Origin of the sequence: Flectobacillus longus, from assembly GCF_030056705.1 — a bacterium.
GTDB lineage: Bacteria > Bacteroidota > Bacteroidia > Cytophagales > Spirosomataceae > Flectobacillus > Flectobacillus longus.
Genome location: NZ_JASHIC010000007.1, coordinates 85034 through 100294, shown reverse-complemented (window position 1 = coordinate 100294; position 15261 = coordinate 85034). Strand labels below are relative to the sequence as shown.

The 15261-nt window shown below is 33.7% G+C and carries 14 protein-coding genes; 9 read left to right on the top strand and 5 right to left on the bottom strand.

Translation table 11 applies throughout. The annotated features are described in order from the left end of the window. The first annotated feature begins 5 nt into the window (after window positions 1-5). From QM491_RS06735 to QM491_RS06720, 4 genes are read left to right on the top strand one after another with little or no spacing between them, the layout of a single operon-like run. The gene (locus QM491_RS06735; RefSeq protein ID WP_283326571.1) at window positions 6-662 is read left to right on the top strand and encodes a response regulator; all 657 of its coding nucleotides are present in this window, start codon (window positions 6-8) and stop codon (window positions 660-662) included. A gap of 40 nt (window positions 663-702) precedes the next feature. Beyond that, window positions 703-1170, top strand: coding sequence for a hypothetical protein (locus tag QM491_RS06730; protein WP_283326569.1), 468 nt, complete (start codon window positions 703-705; stop codon window positions 1168-1170). A 6-nt stretch (window positions 1171-1176) separates the two neighbouring features. Next, on the top strand, window positions 1177-2253 hold the full coding sequence (locus tag QM491_RS06725) for a phosphotransferase family protein (RefSeq protein WP_283326567.1): 1077 nt from the start codon (window positions 1177-1179) through the stop codon (window positions 2251-2253). Continuing rightward, window positions 2250-4037 carry a T3SS effector HopA1 family protein gene (locus QM491_RS06720; RefSeq protein ID WP_283326565.1) on the top strand — a complete coding sequence of 596 codons (1788 nt, stop codon included), beginning with the start codon at window positions 2250-2252 and terminating at the stop codon, window positions 4035-4037. The genes QM491_RS06725 and QM491_RS06720 overlap by 4 nt, the downstream gene beginning before the upstream one ends. Before the next feature lie 32 nt (window positions 4038-4069). On the opposite strand, the gene QM491_RS06715 is transcribed toward QM491_RS06720, so the two are convergent. Then, on the bottom strand, window positions 4070-6022 hold the full coding sequence (locus tag QM491_RS06715) for a tetratricopeptide repeat-containing sensor histidine kinase (RefSeq protein ID WP_283326564.1): 1953 nt from the start codon (window positions 6020-6022) through the stop codon (window positions 4070-4072). An 80-nt stretch (window positions 6023-6102) separates the two neighbouring features. Here QM491_RS06715 and QM491_RS06710 point away from each other — a divergent pair, with 80 nt between their 5' ends. Next, window positions 6103-6354 (top strand): hypothetical protein, encoded by a 252-nt coding sequence (locus QM491_RS06710; RefSeq protein ID WP_283326562.1) that lies wholly within the window; start codon window positions 6103-6105, stop codon window positions 6352-6354. Window positions 6355-6728: 374 nt separating this feature from the next. After that, entirely contained in the window at window positions 6729-7874 is a 1146-nt protein-coding gene (locus QM491_RS06705) for a cysteine desulfurase family protein (protein WP_283326561.1), read from the top strand. 79 nt (window positions 7875-7953) lie between these two features. Here QM491_RS06705 and QM491_RS06700 read toward each other — a convergent pair whose 3' ends face one another. The 3 genes from QM491_RS06700 to QM491_RS06690 all read right to left on the bottom strand — a co-directional run bounded on the left by QM491_RS06700 (window position 7954) and on the right by QM491_RS06690 (window position 10877). Next, window positions 7954-8484: a MepB family protein gene (locus QM491_RS06700; RefSeq protein ID WP_283326559.1), complete on the bottom strand. Its 531-nt coding sequence runs from the start codon at window positions 8482-8484 to the stop codon at window positions 7954-7956. A 138-nt stretch (window positions 8485-8622) separates the two neighbouring features. Next, window positions 8623-9171, bottom strand: coding sequence for a hypothetical protein (locus tag QM491_RS06695; RefSeq protein ID WP_283326557.1), 549 nt, complete (start codon window positions 9169-9171; stop codon window positions 8623-8625). Between the two features lie 701 nt (window positions 9172-9872). After that, window positions 9873-10877: a fatty acid desaturase gene (locus QM491_RS06690; protein WP_283326555.1), complete on the bottom strand. Its 1005-nt coding sequence runs from the start codon at window positions 10875-10877 to the stop codon at window positions 9873-9875. Between the two features lie 260 nt (window positions 10878-11137). On the opposite strand from QM491_RS06690, the gene QM491_RS06685 reads away from it, so the two are divergent. Together QM491_RS06685 and QM491_RS06680 are read left to right on the top strand one after the other, a co-directional pair. After that, the gene (locus QM491_RS06685) at window positions 11138-12490 is read left to right on the top strand and encodes an alpha-L-fucosidase (protein ID WP_283326554.1); all 1353 of its coding nucleotides are present in this window, start codon (window positions 11138-11140) and stop codon (window positions 12488-12490) included. Between the two features lie 68 nt (window positions 12491-12558). Next, window positions 12559-13191, top strand: coding sequence for a sialidase family protein (locus QM491_RS06680; protein WP_283326552.1), 633 nt, complete (start codon window positions 12559-12561; stop codon window positions 13189-13191). A 232-nt stretch (window positions 13192-13423) separates the two neighbouring features. Here QM491_RS06680 and QM491_RS06675 read toward each other — a convergent pair whose 3' ends face one another. Next, window positions 13424-13960 (bottom strand): cupin domain-containing protein, encoded by a 537-nt coding sequence (locus QM491_RS06675; protein WP_283326550.1) that lies wholly within the window; start codon window positions 13958-13960, stop codon window positions 13424-13426. 718 nt (window positions 13961-14678) lie between these two features. Between QM491_RS06675 and QM491_RS06670 the strand changes: the two genes are divergently transcribed. Beyond that, window positions 14679-15188 (top strand): DUF1905 domain-containing protein, encoded by a 510-nt coding sequence (locus QM491_RS06670; RefSeq protein WP_283326548.1) that lies wholly within the window; start codon window positions 14679-14681, stop codon window positions 15186-15188. The last annotated feature ends 73 nt before the right edge of the window (window positions 15189-15261 follow it).

Sequence of the window (15261 nt, the reverse complement as noted above, 5' to 3'; positions counted from 1 at the left end):
CCAATATGGCAATTGTCAAAATATTAATTGCAGACGATCATCCTTTAGTTGCCGAAAGTCTTGGGATGCTCCTTGATATGCAAGACAACATAGAAGTTTTAGGAACAGTGAATAATGGCTGGCAAGCACTTAGTTTTGTTGAAAACTCTCAACCTGACATTATTATCGCCGACCTTCAGATGCCCTTGCTAAATGGGATTAATATGACTATTCGTTTGAGGGAAAAATATCCTAAAATCAAAGTCATATTACTTACAATGAGTGAAGAGGCTACTGATATTAGAGAAGGACTTCAAGCAGGAATTTATGCGTATATAATGAAAAGTGCAGAAAGACCTGAACTTTTGAAAGCTATACAAGTGGTTTCGAGTGGACAAAAATATTTTAGTGAAAAGATAGCAAAAAAGCTTGCCGAAATTCCCAATCCAGAAAATCCAAGTGGTTATTCGACATTGGATGATGAGGTGCCCTTAACCCCTCGTGAGCTTGAAATAATGCGATTAGTATTGCAAAACAATTCGAGTATAGAAATAAGCGAGAAGTTATTTTTGGCTTTAAATACTGTGCATACTCACCGAAGAAATCTTATGAAAAAAATTGGAGTCAATAATAGTATTGGCTTGATGCAATGGGCCATTAAACATGGTCTTATCGAACCTTAAAACAATAATCTAAACTATCACTTTTTAACTCCCTTTTGTTATGAGCACACTAAAAGTAAAATTCTTTTTGACTCCCACTATTTCATTTGAACAGGCGTTAATCGACCAAAAAGCTGGATTGGGATTAAATTTTGTTGCATTGACGCATCAAATAGAAAATCCAATCAGCAACAATATAAAGGAAAAATATTTTACAATTCATGTTCCTGTTGACGCAATTATCAGCCATGATTCATTGGGTTCACAAGTAGACTTTGAACAAAATCAATCTGGTCAAGCGGCAAAAGAGTATATAGTCGAATTGCAAAATACGGAATGTTTCCTTGTTGATTATTCAACTAAAAATGACCCTCAACTAAACACATTTTCAGTTTCAGACTTTTTTGATTCTGACGGAGCGCTAATTACACAAAACCCAAAATTTGATATATCGAAAGGGGTGTCATCGTATAATACAACGAGTTCAGTACCTCCACACGTAGGAAATACAGTTATTGTTTTGCCCTAATTAGCTATGAAACAAATCCTTAGTAATAGCTATAGGACTATTGAGTTTTTGATTGGGTACATTTCTAATTCAGATAGTAGGGAAGAGTTTTTTTGTGATATCGTTAAAGAAATGTACCAAAAACAAGATATGACTTGTTTTGAACTAACTCAATCGAGTTCAAGAAATTTGGTTCAGATTGTACAGCATTCCTCAGCATCATTTATCCTGAAACAACCTGTTGACTTGATGAAGAGCGAATGGATTAAAAATGAAAGAAATTTTTGGCTTTCTATTACCTCTCATTTTTTTCAGATAAAACACTTACTTCCTCAGTATGTAAAGTTTTTTGATTCAGAGAATATTTTAGTATCTAAATATTTTGACTTCCCAACTTTAGAAATGTACACGAAAAGATTAGTCTTTCTAAAAAAGGTGGAAGAAAATATTGCAGAAGTTACTCGAAGATTCTCCGTCTTAGGGAAAGATTGTAGAGCCCTTCACGAGGCATTGAAAAAGTATCCAACTAATCAATTTAAGTTTCAATCTTCTGTTTATGTGCCTTTAATTCCCAAAGAATTGATAAATGAAAAGGTACAGGAAAATATATTATGCAGTATAAGCAACCTAGAATGTTTAAAATATTTATCAGCGGAAATCAAAATGTTATCAAGCAATGATATCAGCGCATTAATAATTGAATATAATCAATTAAGAGTTGATAATGAGTTGATTCACTTTGACTTAAGGCTAAGTAATATTTTATTTAATGATAACAACTGCCTTTTCTTAGACTGGGAAATGATTGGCTATGGTGATTGTTTTTGGGATGTCGTAACACTTCTGAACTCGATTGTGAATGTAATGGCATTTGATACTGATAGGATAGAAGCTTCTGCAAATGTTGACTCATCTAAATTAACGCATGCGAAAAACATGATTCAAGTTTTTTTGAAATCGTATTTTGGTGAGGAAAATGTAGAGCATAATCTTCCCAAAATTCTTATCTTCTGGAGAATATTTTATTTAAGAACAATCTTAAAGTCTTCCGAAAATAATGCTATCGTGTCTAATATTTTAACCCAATTATTAGGTGTCCAATGAATATCTTTGAAAAACAGTTAGCCTCTCTACTCGATGGCATACAATATGAGAGACTTACAAATAAATGGTCTAATGTATATTCTGTGCAAGACAAAAATACATCGTCTCTCTTGGAGCTAGAAGATTTATTGTACTATAACTACAACTGTGTTAGAGACTTGAAAGATCAATGGCTCAAAGATGAAGAAGTTGAGACATTTTCGATTGATAATCAGGTTTTTAATGAAGAGAAATTTTGGTTTAAAGAAAAGATAACAGCTAATGGAATTGTTTTAACAAAAGATAGTCACTATGTAGAAGTGGTACATGGAGAATATATCTATGGTGGAGCTATAGCCAAACAGAAGAGTTTGACTGATGGTATCGATTATTATTATGTAAGTACCCCTAAAAAGAAAATTTCAACTGATAAAAAAGGTAATTTGAAGGGTACAATCTCAATAATGGGCGATAAATATTTATTTTTGGTTGGTAAAAATATTGTCAGGGTTTACTTTAATCTCAAAGCTATAAAACGAGGGATAAAAGAATTTGTCAAATTTTTAACAGAGTCGCTGGAGGTAAAGGGTATTCCGTATTCCTTGAAATATAAGCGCAACTTAATAAATTATAGGTATAGCGATGCAGCGGTTCTTTACATTACTCAGAACAATTACTTGTTAATTTCTTCTATTCTCGAAGAAATTAGTATTCGCTTTGGTTCAAGTAGTTATAATCTTCTAAGGCATTCTGTTCCAGTATTTACAAAAGCTCTTTTTCCAGGTATTGGATTCGCAGAAGACCCTGATTCACAAGTTGTTGGTAATATAATTGAAGACATAAGTTTTGGTCGGAGTAGATGTAATATAATTGCATCCATAATTCTTCAAAATAAATTTCATGACTTTTTTACAGGTGAACTTACAGATGAACAGATCACTATAATCAATAATAAGATTAAGGAGAGCGGACTAATCAATACCACGGAGCCTTTCAGAAACCCCAATACAAATTTTGATTATGGTTTCAAGGTTATTGAAGAGTCTACTTTTACATTTTCGAGAAAAAAAGAAATTAATATACCTAATTGGGGGAACTCCGATCGTATAAAATTTTTGGGTATTGCCAAAAAATATGCTGATGAACTATGTGAAAAAGCTGTTTGGGTTAATTCTAGTAATTGTACTTGGATTACATATCAAGAATCAAATGTAAACGTGCAAGGTTTTTCGTCAACCAAGAAATCGTTTAGTTTAGTTAATAATAAGAATCTTGAACTAATTAAATTATTTCTATCTCGATATGCTACTTTCACCGAAGATGCTTCATACTACGAGAGAGTTGCTGAATCTATAGTGACTGTTAAACAAAGAAACGATTGGAATAAATTTAATAATAAAGGAGAGCTACAGAACTTCTTTGCTGACTTTATGTCAAAGTGGTATCCATCGTCCCAGAAAGACTCAGTTGACATAAAAGCTCATCATAAAAGCCTAAATTTATTTAGTAAAGGTAATTTTGAAGAGTTAAAAGATAATCAGGAAGAAGAAATTTCATCAATTGAAGCAAAATTAAGAGAGGCAATAGGAAGTCAATCTGATAATTTGATAACCATAAGCGAGGCTGATGCCTTAAAATTAGCTGAGGAAATTATCAACAATTACGAAAACTTTGACCTTCCATTGCGAAATGTATATCAAACATACGACCTTTGTCCAGGCTTAGAAGGAAAAGCAGGCCTAGGGCTTTTTTTCTTAATTTTATACAATCCTAGTAAATTTAAAGACGTTGTTAAATTTGGATGATATTCTACATGACTATTACCAAGTAATTCTTATTAGTTGGTAATAGTCATGTATGGAAATGTACAGAAAATAGAAGTTTTCTCACTTTGAGAAGAAATAATCTTCACTTGTCCATTATTTGATTCTACCCTATTTATTACATTTTTGAGTCCCATTCCAGCTTTAAGATTGTTTATATCCATACCAACTCCGTTGTCATAGACTTCTACAATTAGTTCATTGTCCAAAACATAGATACTTATATTTGCCTTTGTAGCCTCAGAATGTTTAAGAATATTATTTATAAGTTCTAGACAAATACTATAAATTTCTAACTCAAATCTTTTATTGCCTAAATTGATATCTTCCTCAATATGAAAATCTAAATTCAATTTATTCCCAAGATTAATATCATTTGTTAATTTTTCTAAAGCACCTTTGAGTCCCTTTTTCTCTAATTCTACAGGTAAAAGATTATGTGAAATAAGTCGAATTTCTGAGTATGCTTGTCCCATCATATCCAAAATACTTCTGTACACTTTTTGTTCAGTTACGTTTAATTTTTCAGGGTTTAAGATTTGGAGTCGCCATCTCATCGCAGAGAGCATAGCCCCTAAATTATCATGAAGCTCAACAGCTACCCTTTTCCTTTCAAGAGTTTGCCCCTCAACAAGCGCAGTCAGAATCTCTTCATTTTTCTTTACTAGCTCTTTATTTACATTGCTTAACTCATGAGTGCGAGCTTCTACAATACTTTCTAGATTTTTATTTAAGTTTTCTAATTGATGATTTACGTCTATAATAATGGCGTTTTGTTGCTGAATTTTTTTATTTTTTCGTGATAACTGAATTCTATTATATAGTAGCCATCCTCCTATAGAGAACAGTAATAAATAACCGATTAGGAAAGTAATTCTAGTTTTACGTTCTTCTTTGATTTGAATATCAGCTAAGACTAAAAGTCGACTTTTTTTCTCATTTTCATACTCAAATTTTAAATTATTGATTTGCCTATTTAAATCGTTTGAAATAGTTTTTTCCTCAATAACAATATACTTTTCGTAATATTTAAGGGCTTCTTTATAGTTTTTGACATCCTTATAATAGCTGTAAGATACCTTATAAAGTTCTTTTACGTAGGCATTTTCGCTAGCCTCTTTATTTAATTTGTATGCTTGTACTAAATATGTATTCGCCTTAGGATAGTCTAACAATAGCCTACTGGTTTCGGCCAAGTTAGCTAATGTAAAAATCTTATCTGAAACACTTGTTGATGATTCTTCATCTTGAATTATTTTAACCTTAGAAAATAGCTCCATCGCTTCCTTTAATTGCCCAAGGTTTTTTTGGCAAATGGCAATATTTTCTAAGAAATATAATTCAGAATTTGACTGCTTCACCTTTCTACATTCTGCTAGACCAATCTTTAGGTATTTTAATGCCTCAGCATATTTGTTTGATTCTATAAGAAGTATTCCAAGGTAATTAAGGCCATCTATGTACAATTCTAACTTGTTGAGCTTTTTGAAGATATTAATACTTTTTATGGTAAAACTTTTGGCACTTTGAAAGTTTTTTAGGCTGGAGTAGCTAATTCCTAGCATGTAATAACACCGTCCAAGCATTATCATATCATTCATTTTTTCGGCAAAACTTAGGCCTCTATATAGGTACTCAGTCGCTTTTATGTGTTGATGAATACTGATATAGTAAAAACCTTTATAATAGTTTAAAGTAATTTGCCCCTTTTCCCATTTATAGTGTGTAATTATTTTTTCTGCTTGATCTAAAAAATCGTATGCTTTAGTGGGTTGATCACCAACAATGTAGGAACTAATTTTACATAAGAGAATCGCTTTTAAAGTATCATTTTTAGGGCTATTCTTTACTTTTGAAATTTCGTTTAATTGACCATATAGACTATCTAATGGAGAGTTAACTTTGACTATTTTCGAAAATGAAAGTAAACTGATTAGAAGAAAAGGAAATATAATTTTAATTCTCATAATTACGATTAGGATGTGTTGAAAAACTATGAAACTATGATATATAGAAGAAAAATACCTAGTACATGGTATTTTTTTTAATGAAAAGAAAGCCCACTTTTACGCTAATGAATAAAATCAAAACATACACCATCGGCTGGGACATTATTCATAAAATTGGGTACTTGACCGTTTTAGATGAGACAGGCAAAGAATACATCTTTTCAGAGCTATCTTTGGAGGAACTGACATTTCTTCAAACGATGCTCCAGAATCCAAGTGTGTTGATCGATCCACAAAACTGGATTGTTGCTGGATGGCAAATTAATAGTTCTGTAAATATGAGGAAATAGATTTCAATTTGTATTACTTAATAATAAGTAATTTTTAGGAGTCTATTCACTTTTTCTACATTTATTTATGGTAATATAAAAGGTTCTTGTGTACATCAAGAGCCTTTTTATTTGCCCTGAAATATTGACACACAAAATTGAACTATCCTTCCCCAAATATGAGTATGGTTATCAAAGTGCAAATGAATCTAAATAATCATACAAAATAAAATTGCATTGTTACGCTTTGGGCTGTAAGCTATAGGCATTAGGAAAAAAGCTTCACTTTAATACAAATATCCTGTTTTTGTTTGTATTAATATTGTATCATTACTTTAGAAAAGTCATTCTACAGATGTTTATCTTTGAAGCAGATTTATCAAATATTTTATATCGTGAAATTACCTGTTTATTTGGATTACAATGCCACAACGCCTGTCGATGAAAGGGTTTTAGCAGAAATGTTACCATGGTTTAGTCAAAACTTTGGTAATGCAGCTTCAAGAAGTCATTTGTACGGTTGGCAAGCTGAAGAAGCTGTTTCAGTTGCACGAGTACAAGTTGCCAAGATACTGGGAGCTGGAGATAAAGACCTTGTCTTTACTAGCGGCGCTACTGAGTCAAATAACTTGGCGATTAAAGGTTTATTTGAAGCTTTTGGCAAAGAAAAAAAACATATCATTACCATTGCCACCGAACATAAGGCTGTCCTAGATGTGTGTACACATTTGGAGCAATTTGGTGCAAGAATCACTATTCTATTACCTGATTCAGAGGGTCTAATCACGACTGAACAGATTGCTGATGCAATCGAAGCGGATACATTATTGGTCTCGGCCATGTATGCCAACAACGAAACAGGCGTTATTTTCCCAATTGAGGAAATAGCAAAAGTTTGTCGTGAAAAAAATGTATTCTTTCATACCGACGCCACTCAGGCTGTTGGCAAACTCCCCATCAATTTACGAAATACCCCTATTGACCTATTGAGTCTATCCGCTCATAAACTCTACGGAGCTAAAGGAATCGGAGCTTTGTATGTCAACCGAAGCAATCCCAAACTTAAGGTAATCGCACAAATGGATGGCGGCAAACACGAACGTGGTATGCGCTCAGGAACGCTTAATGTACCTGGCATAGTTAGCCTAGGAAAAGCCTGTGATTTGGCTAGATTAGAGATGAAAGTTAATCAAGAAAAGTTATCTTTTTTAAGAAGCAAATTAGAACAAACCATCCTTTCGAAGCTTGAAAATACTTCTGTAAACGGAGGAAATGCCCCTAGACTAGCACACGTTACGAATATTGCTTTTGGTGGTGTAGATGGAGAAATGCTATTAGGAAATCTCAAAAATATAGCTGTATCCTCTGGTTCTGCTTGTACTTCTGCCTCTGTACTACCCTCGCACGTACTTAAAGCAATGGGTATAAACGACGATTTGGCCTATAGTTCTATACGCTTTAGTTTAGGGAAATATACCACTGAAGAGGAAATTGATTTTACGATAAATCATGTGGTAGAGGTGATTGAAAAAATGAGGTAAAGATTTTGGATAGAATCCTTAGAAAAAGAGAGTGCTGAATAGGAATCCAGCACTAGCGGTGATATTTTCTTTGTTCTATTTAGGTTAATAATTTCTTTATCAAATTGAAGTCGGTTAAACCATCATTCTTAATTGCCATAAAATATTTTGTTTGCCAGTATTGTGTTTTCGCAGCTTGTTTATTTGTTGCAACATCCCAAGGTGGATAAACCCTAAATCCACGTTTTCCTTCTTTGCTATTTCGTGTTATTATTCCATTGTCAGCCAACACCAATTTAGGAAAAATAAATTGTCCAAAGTTATTATCATTTCTGGTTGTGATAATTACAAAATCAAAATCGTCTGAATAGTCTAAAGGTACTGTAATTCCGAAGTCGTTTCGTTTCCAAATGGTTACAAATTGTCCTGTTTTTGTTGGTGTAATTTTAGAAATTCGTTGTTGAACTAACTTTCCATTAACTATAAACGAACAAGCTCCATATTCTTTACTTTCCAAGTTTTGCTGCAAATGTGTCAAATCAAAACCACATTTATCATAAACCAATTCCTTTACAATTTTCAGGTCACAATGAATAGAATTAAGCAGAATCAAGGTATTTTCCGTTGTCATTTATTTCGTCAGTATTTTGTTTAGGAGCAGTTGTAGCTTATTTGATAACTTGGATTGGCAGAAATTTTGGATAGAATCCTTAGAACAAGAGAATGCTGGATAGGAGTCCAGCACTAGCGGAGAAACGTTCTATTATTGCTAGTGTACACAGTCTTCATAAATTTTAGCTTTTATTTTGAAGACTTTCTTTTCGACCTTATATAAAACTGCCAATACACTATCGGCTTCTTTTTCTGATTCATATATGCCTGTAACCAAAGCTATTGTTTTATTATCTGCTTGGCTTTGATAAAACTTCAGATACTCTAAGCTTAAATCGCTTGATGGAAAACGCCTTGGCAAATATTCTCCTGCATACATTTCATCTTCAGAATTATCTGGTAATGCGATTACATTTTTGTCCTTATTAAAATATCGTCCCATTGTGTCAATCGGAATATTGAAATTTCTATGCAGCTCAAACATTTTCTTATGAAGAGTAAAGTAATTTAAGCTGGTATCTGCCACAATTACAAAATATGTATAATATTTATCTTCTTGAGGCTTATTTTCTGTGACAATGGGAGTCTGCAATCTTATTATGGTATCGTTATGATTTGGAAGAAGGATAATATTCTTTTTATGTGTAGTTTCTGTATGACAGGCAAAGAAACAAAATATAGAAATGAGTATTAGTGCTGTTTTCATAAAGATTAAATATCTCTTAAATCTTATATTCCTATCTGCTTTTTATATTTGTAATATAATCTCTTTTTTTTGTCATTATATCCAAAATAAATAACTAGGGCTCCATTATTAGATAGGTTCAAAATGTTATTATTATAGGTTGTAAAAAATGGTATTATACTGCAAAAAAACTCTCCACTTTTAAACTCGAAAGGATTTATTCCAAGCACAATAATATGTCCGTTACTTGTTCGAATAGCCTCCAAATAATCAAACTCATTCTTTAAATATACAATAGTAAAGCAACGAATACGTCTTGGCCAATTTTCGCCAATGAAATTGTCGTTTCTGACATAAACAACACTAGTTGTGGTTGAATCAATAGATTTGCAATACTCTCTTAGTGTAAACAAGTAGATATTATTAGTATTATTCAAACCATCGGTATCAAAATAATTCTGTCCGTAGGAGCATTTTATACACAGGATTAAAGAAATTATCAGGATAAATCTTCTCATTTTCAACCAATAAGAGTAATAGTCTCATTTTAACAATTTAGAAAATAATAAGCATAAGACAGCATTAAACAAATATAAGATTTTCGAATATGTGTCCCAAAAATCAATCTTCAACACTTACTAAATTTCATCCACGTATTACATAAAACAAAAACCCCTCGTCTAATCAGATTAAACGAGGGGTTTTGTAATTAATACTAAATATTACTTTCCTTGTAACAACTGAACATCTGGTGTTGAGTTGTCATCCAAAGTAACTTTGCCTCTTTCTTTGCGGACGATACGTGAATAAAGCCCTACTTCTTGGCTAAACAAGAAAGTAAAGAACAACTTCGTAAATGAAGTATGATATTTCAAGTTGTCATAAAATTCTGGAGCGATAGCCTTCAATTTTGGAAGGTTATTCCAAGGTACTGATGGCATATCGTGGTGTTCGTTGTGATATCCAACGTTCATGTTAACACCATTCAATGCGCCATAGTAGCTGTATGTTTCTTGGTTTTTGTCCAATACCAAATAGTGTTCTTGAATCCAACGAGCACCTAGTGGGTGTAAACCAACCGAGAACATAAAACTTGCACCCATGTAACCTAATGCAGGCCAGCCCATTGCATATACAATGATTGCATCAAATGCCAATTGGCAAACAATATTCATAATTACCCAACGGTCGAATACAGCCAATTCTAAACAACGCAATGTACGAATAGCTTGGAAAATTGGGAACAATAACAACCACAATGCTTTACCGATGAAATAGTTGTTAATCAATTTTGCTTCCCAGTGATCTGGTAAGTCTGCATCTAATTCGTGTACACCTTGAAAAGCATGGTGTTTCAAATGGTAATTTTTGAATGAAATAGCTGTTGGCGCCAATGAAGGGAAGTTTGCTACGATACCTGCATAAACATTCCAAGATGGTTTTTTGAAAATCAAGTTGTGTGCAGCCTCATGGATACATACAAAAAGTGTATGCGTTGGAAATGCACCAATAAGCCAAGCAGCAGCCAAAATAACCCACCAAGCTTGGTCTTTCACTAGGTAAGCCATACCAATTTGCATTGATACACAGCCTAGAATCCAAACAAAAGTCATGGGGTTTTTGGTAATAAGTTTTTTTACTTCTGGGTGAGCTTTTACAATTTCACGTGTACGAGTACGGTGTGGTTCTGTGCCCGTAACATAGGTAAAATCTTGTTGATATGCCATTAGTTTGGTAATTGTTTAGTTGTTATTGTTAATGTGACTATTTCAAGATTCGGGGATTTTTTGACGAAAATCTTTCAAATATATAGCGAACTTCGCGTTTTATCAATTTGTTTGCGAATTAATGCTTTTTTAGTGCTTTTTACAATGATATGAATCACTGTCGGAACTGGCTTCTTATGTTTTATCCAACATTCATGAGTATTTTAACAGGAATTAAGACTATCGAGAAAAATACTTTTATCCTACCTCAATTTTCAACCATGAAAAAATACATATTACCGTTACTTTTGGCAGCTTGTACCGCTCAGGGGCAAGTGTCTGGAACACTACCCAAACCTTCTGCCAGACAATTGGCTTGGCAACAATTAGAGACTACAGCCTTTTTGCACTTTACAGTGAATACCTATACTGATAAAGAGTGGGGCGAAGGCGATGAGTCTCCTTCGATTTTCAATCCTACCAAGCTGGATGCCATGCAATGGGCAAAAGCCTTGAAAGCTGGAGGCTTCAAAATTGCTATCATTACGGCCAAGCATCACGATGGCTTTTGTCTTTGGCCTTCAAAATATACCGAACATTCTATCAAAAACAGTCCTTATAAAAACGGGAAAGGGGATATCGTTAAAGAGCTTTCTGAAGCTTGTAAAGCTGTTGGAATCAAATTTGGCGTGTATCTTTCTCCTTGGGATAGACATGAAAAAAGTTACGGGACTGACGCCTATAATACCTATTACAAAAGCCAGTTGAGAGAATTATTGACTAATTATGGTGAAATAGCTGAAGTTTGGTTTGATGGTGCCAAAGGTGAGAATGCTAAAAATATGGAGTATGATTTTGCTGGCTATTGGAAAATGGTTCGTGAGCTTCAGCCTAAAGCGGTGATGTTTTCGGATGCAGGGCCAGATGTTCGTTGGGTTGGAAATGAAAAAGGAAACGCTGGCGAAACTTGTTGGTCGACTATCAATAATGCAGGACAAGCACCAGGGAAAGCCAATGAGCATTATTTGAATACGGGTGATGAAAAAGGTCCAGACTGGATACCTGCCGAGACGGACGTTTCGATTCGTCCGGGGTGGTTTTGGCACGAAAAAGAAAATACCAAAGTTAGAACGCCGCAAAACTTGGTTAATCTCTATTACCAATCGGTCGGAAGAAACAGTTTGTTGTTGCTAAACATACCTCCTAATCGTGATGGTTTACTAGAAACAACTGATGTGAACGCCATTCAGAAGTTTAGAGCCATTTTAAATGAAACATTCGCTCATAATTTAGTAAGCCCAAAACATAAGCTTTTGATTGACAAAAAGTTAAGCACTAGTAAAGTCTTGGATGTAAATCAGCCTTTAATTTTACAACTAGATGGTGAAAAAGAGTTTGACAGAATTGCGATTCAAGAAAATATAGCTGAAGGACAAAGAATTAAGGCATTTTTGGTAGAATATTGGGACGGCAAAGCTTGGCAAAAGCTAGCCGAAAGTACCACAGTAGGGCATAAGCGCTTGTTAAGGTTTCCTGTAACTAAAAGTGCACAAGTAAGATTAACAATCAAAGATGCTTTAGCAAAAGTGTATTTAGCTGAATTTGGCGTTTATAAATCCTCTGCACAAGAATAGTATAAGAACTTCGTTATCAAGGTGTTTGAAAGTAATTTCAAGCACCTTCTTTTTTAACTTGTACTGACATGAAAACATATTTTGCCTCTTTTTGCGTATTCTTAATCTTAACGCTCACCAATAAAGTTCAAAGCCAGCATTTGAACACAAGTGGTACTTTTTTAGATAAAAAAGGAGGACTTTTTGTTGCCACCATAGAGAAAGAGAAATCAGATTTGGTATCAATAAAAGTCAAAAAATACCTATTAAATAAAAAAACTAATATTACCACCAGTGTTGTTGCAAGCGATTATAACTTAGATGTTTTGGGACCCGTCAAAATACTTGAGACTTCGAATGGAACTTTATATGTTGTTTTTTTAACAAAACCTGTGGTACATGCTAATCCTAATCCATTTAAAATGAGTGATGATGTTTCATCTAAAAACAATACAGATAATGCTCCCAGAAGCAAACGTGCAGAACCTCAAGGCAATATGGTGATTAACTTCAGACAGTTGAGATATGCGTATTCTAGTAATGGAGGAAAAACGTGGTCGGAAAGCAAAGCAATTGAAAACTTAGATGCCTACAGTGCCACTCACACTGATTTATTTGAACTAAAAGAATTCAGTAGAAATAGGTTAGAAATAAAAGGAGTAAAGAGACTCATCAAAGACGAAAAAGACGTAGTTTTTAATGTAGTCATTGACAATAAGTAACCAGCAGTTATCTGTTAAAAGTATATCCGTTATTTGGGGTTAAATAAAATTGAGTGAATGTTGATTGAGCACATGAATCATATCTAGCATGTTTTTATCAAAACAGCGGTCGGAAAATATTTTCCGACCGCTGTTTTGATAAAAACTTGGAGAATAATCCTAATCCTAAAATTAGGTATGACTTCTGCTTAAACTACTTATCTACTCTCACACTTTGTGCCTTTGACACTATTTAATTATGATAAAACTTTTTGTAGCCAAAAATTGAAGCAATTGGTGCTAAAATATGAGCTAAAAAGTTTTGTGTTTTTTGGGATAAACCTTCAAAGTAAATCTTACTTTCCATGTAATTTACCCATACCATACTTTGCAAAAAATTAGCATTTCCATTTCTTATTTTGCCATTTTGCCACATTGTAATCATTGTCTCAATCAAAGGTTCAATGTCGTACGAAGGTGTAATGGTATAGTACATCACTACTGGCTTATCTGACTCATTGTAGTGTCTATGAGCTTGGGCTCTGGGCAAAATGATTGTTTCACCAGAAGATACAATCATTTTTTTGTGATTGACTTCGTATGTGAGTTCTCCTTCTAAAATTTCATAGATTTCGTCCGATTTTTCGTGACAATGACACGCTAATGCCATTTGGTTAGGCTGTAAACATACTTTTAATTTGGTATGATGCCCATTTGTTTCGGTACTTACTTCGACAAACTCGAAGGTATTATTGTGCCGATCTTTCAGAATTGTGCCTTTCTTCACCATAATTTCCAAGGTTTAAGCCATCAGAATACAGACTCAGGCATAATGTATCTGATAGAGGTATTAAAAATTTGTTAATGGTTGTTTAGCTATGTTTATTAGAGAAGAATTATGTATTAGGACTCTCTTTGACTTGGGCGGAAGTTCAAAGAAAGATATCATTAAGGCGCTCAAAAATAACTGATTTATAAACACTTAACAACAATGTTTTTTCTAATTATTAAACGGCAAATAAAATAGCATTTTGATTAACAAAAATCATTTTTATCTCTTCAACTGCACAGAATTTTTCTTTTGAAAGCTTATTTTTGAACAGAGATATAAGAATGTAGCGCTTAAAATGATGTGTTTAAAATTGTCCTTACATAAAATACGTTACTCTATTTTTGAGAAAACACTATTTGTTTTTAAGTAATCGTGCAGAATAAGATTTAAGTTATGTGTTTAGTCACTAGGCAACAGGCACAAGGCAAAGAGTGTTAAAATGTTTTTTAATAACCACAGCCATGCTTTTTCCAAAACCCACCGCCGAAAGCCGTTACCTGAAAGCCCAAAGCTCAATCTTAAATTTTATTTTGCCTACTAACTTAAGTATGTGTGCTGAATTGTGAGTGATGAGTTTTGAGTGTAATTTTATGATTACTAATATTTTATCTCATCAATTTCTTAAATTTTATTTTGCATCACTACTTAGTTTAGAGTGAGTAAAATAAATTGTATTATGACAACATTTTCGACAATACGTTTTCAGAGCGAAGTGGGGCGCAACAATCCACTCAAAGTATATTATCTGAGTGTTCCGCCTGATGTAGTTCAAGCTTTGGGAGGAAAAATGGGTGTACGGTTTTTATGCACAATCAAAAATATTACTTGGCAGGCAGGTCTGGTTGCTTTGGGCGAAGGCTGGGCATATATTAATGTAACCACGAAAAGATTGAAAGAGGCTGGTTTAACGATTGGTTCTGTAGTCGAAGTACAATTAGCTCCCGACAACAGTGAGTATGGCGCAACTGTACCAGAAGAGTTACAGGCTGTTTTTGATACTGATCCAGAAGGATATACTCGTTTCCAAGGACTCAGCAAAGGAATGCAACGCTATATCATTCATCATGCTGATGGAGTAAAATCACCACAACTGAGGGTTGAAAGAGCACTGATGATGATTGAGAATTTAAAAAAGTTGCCCGTCGGCAAGGAGGAATTTAGGCGTATTTTAGGAAAACATGACTAAAAATATCCCCAAACTTGGATGGCTGCAAGAATGGGGTATTTATTTTCTCATGTATGTAAAAATTCTTAAATGA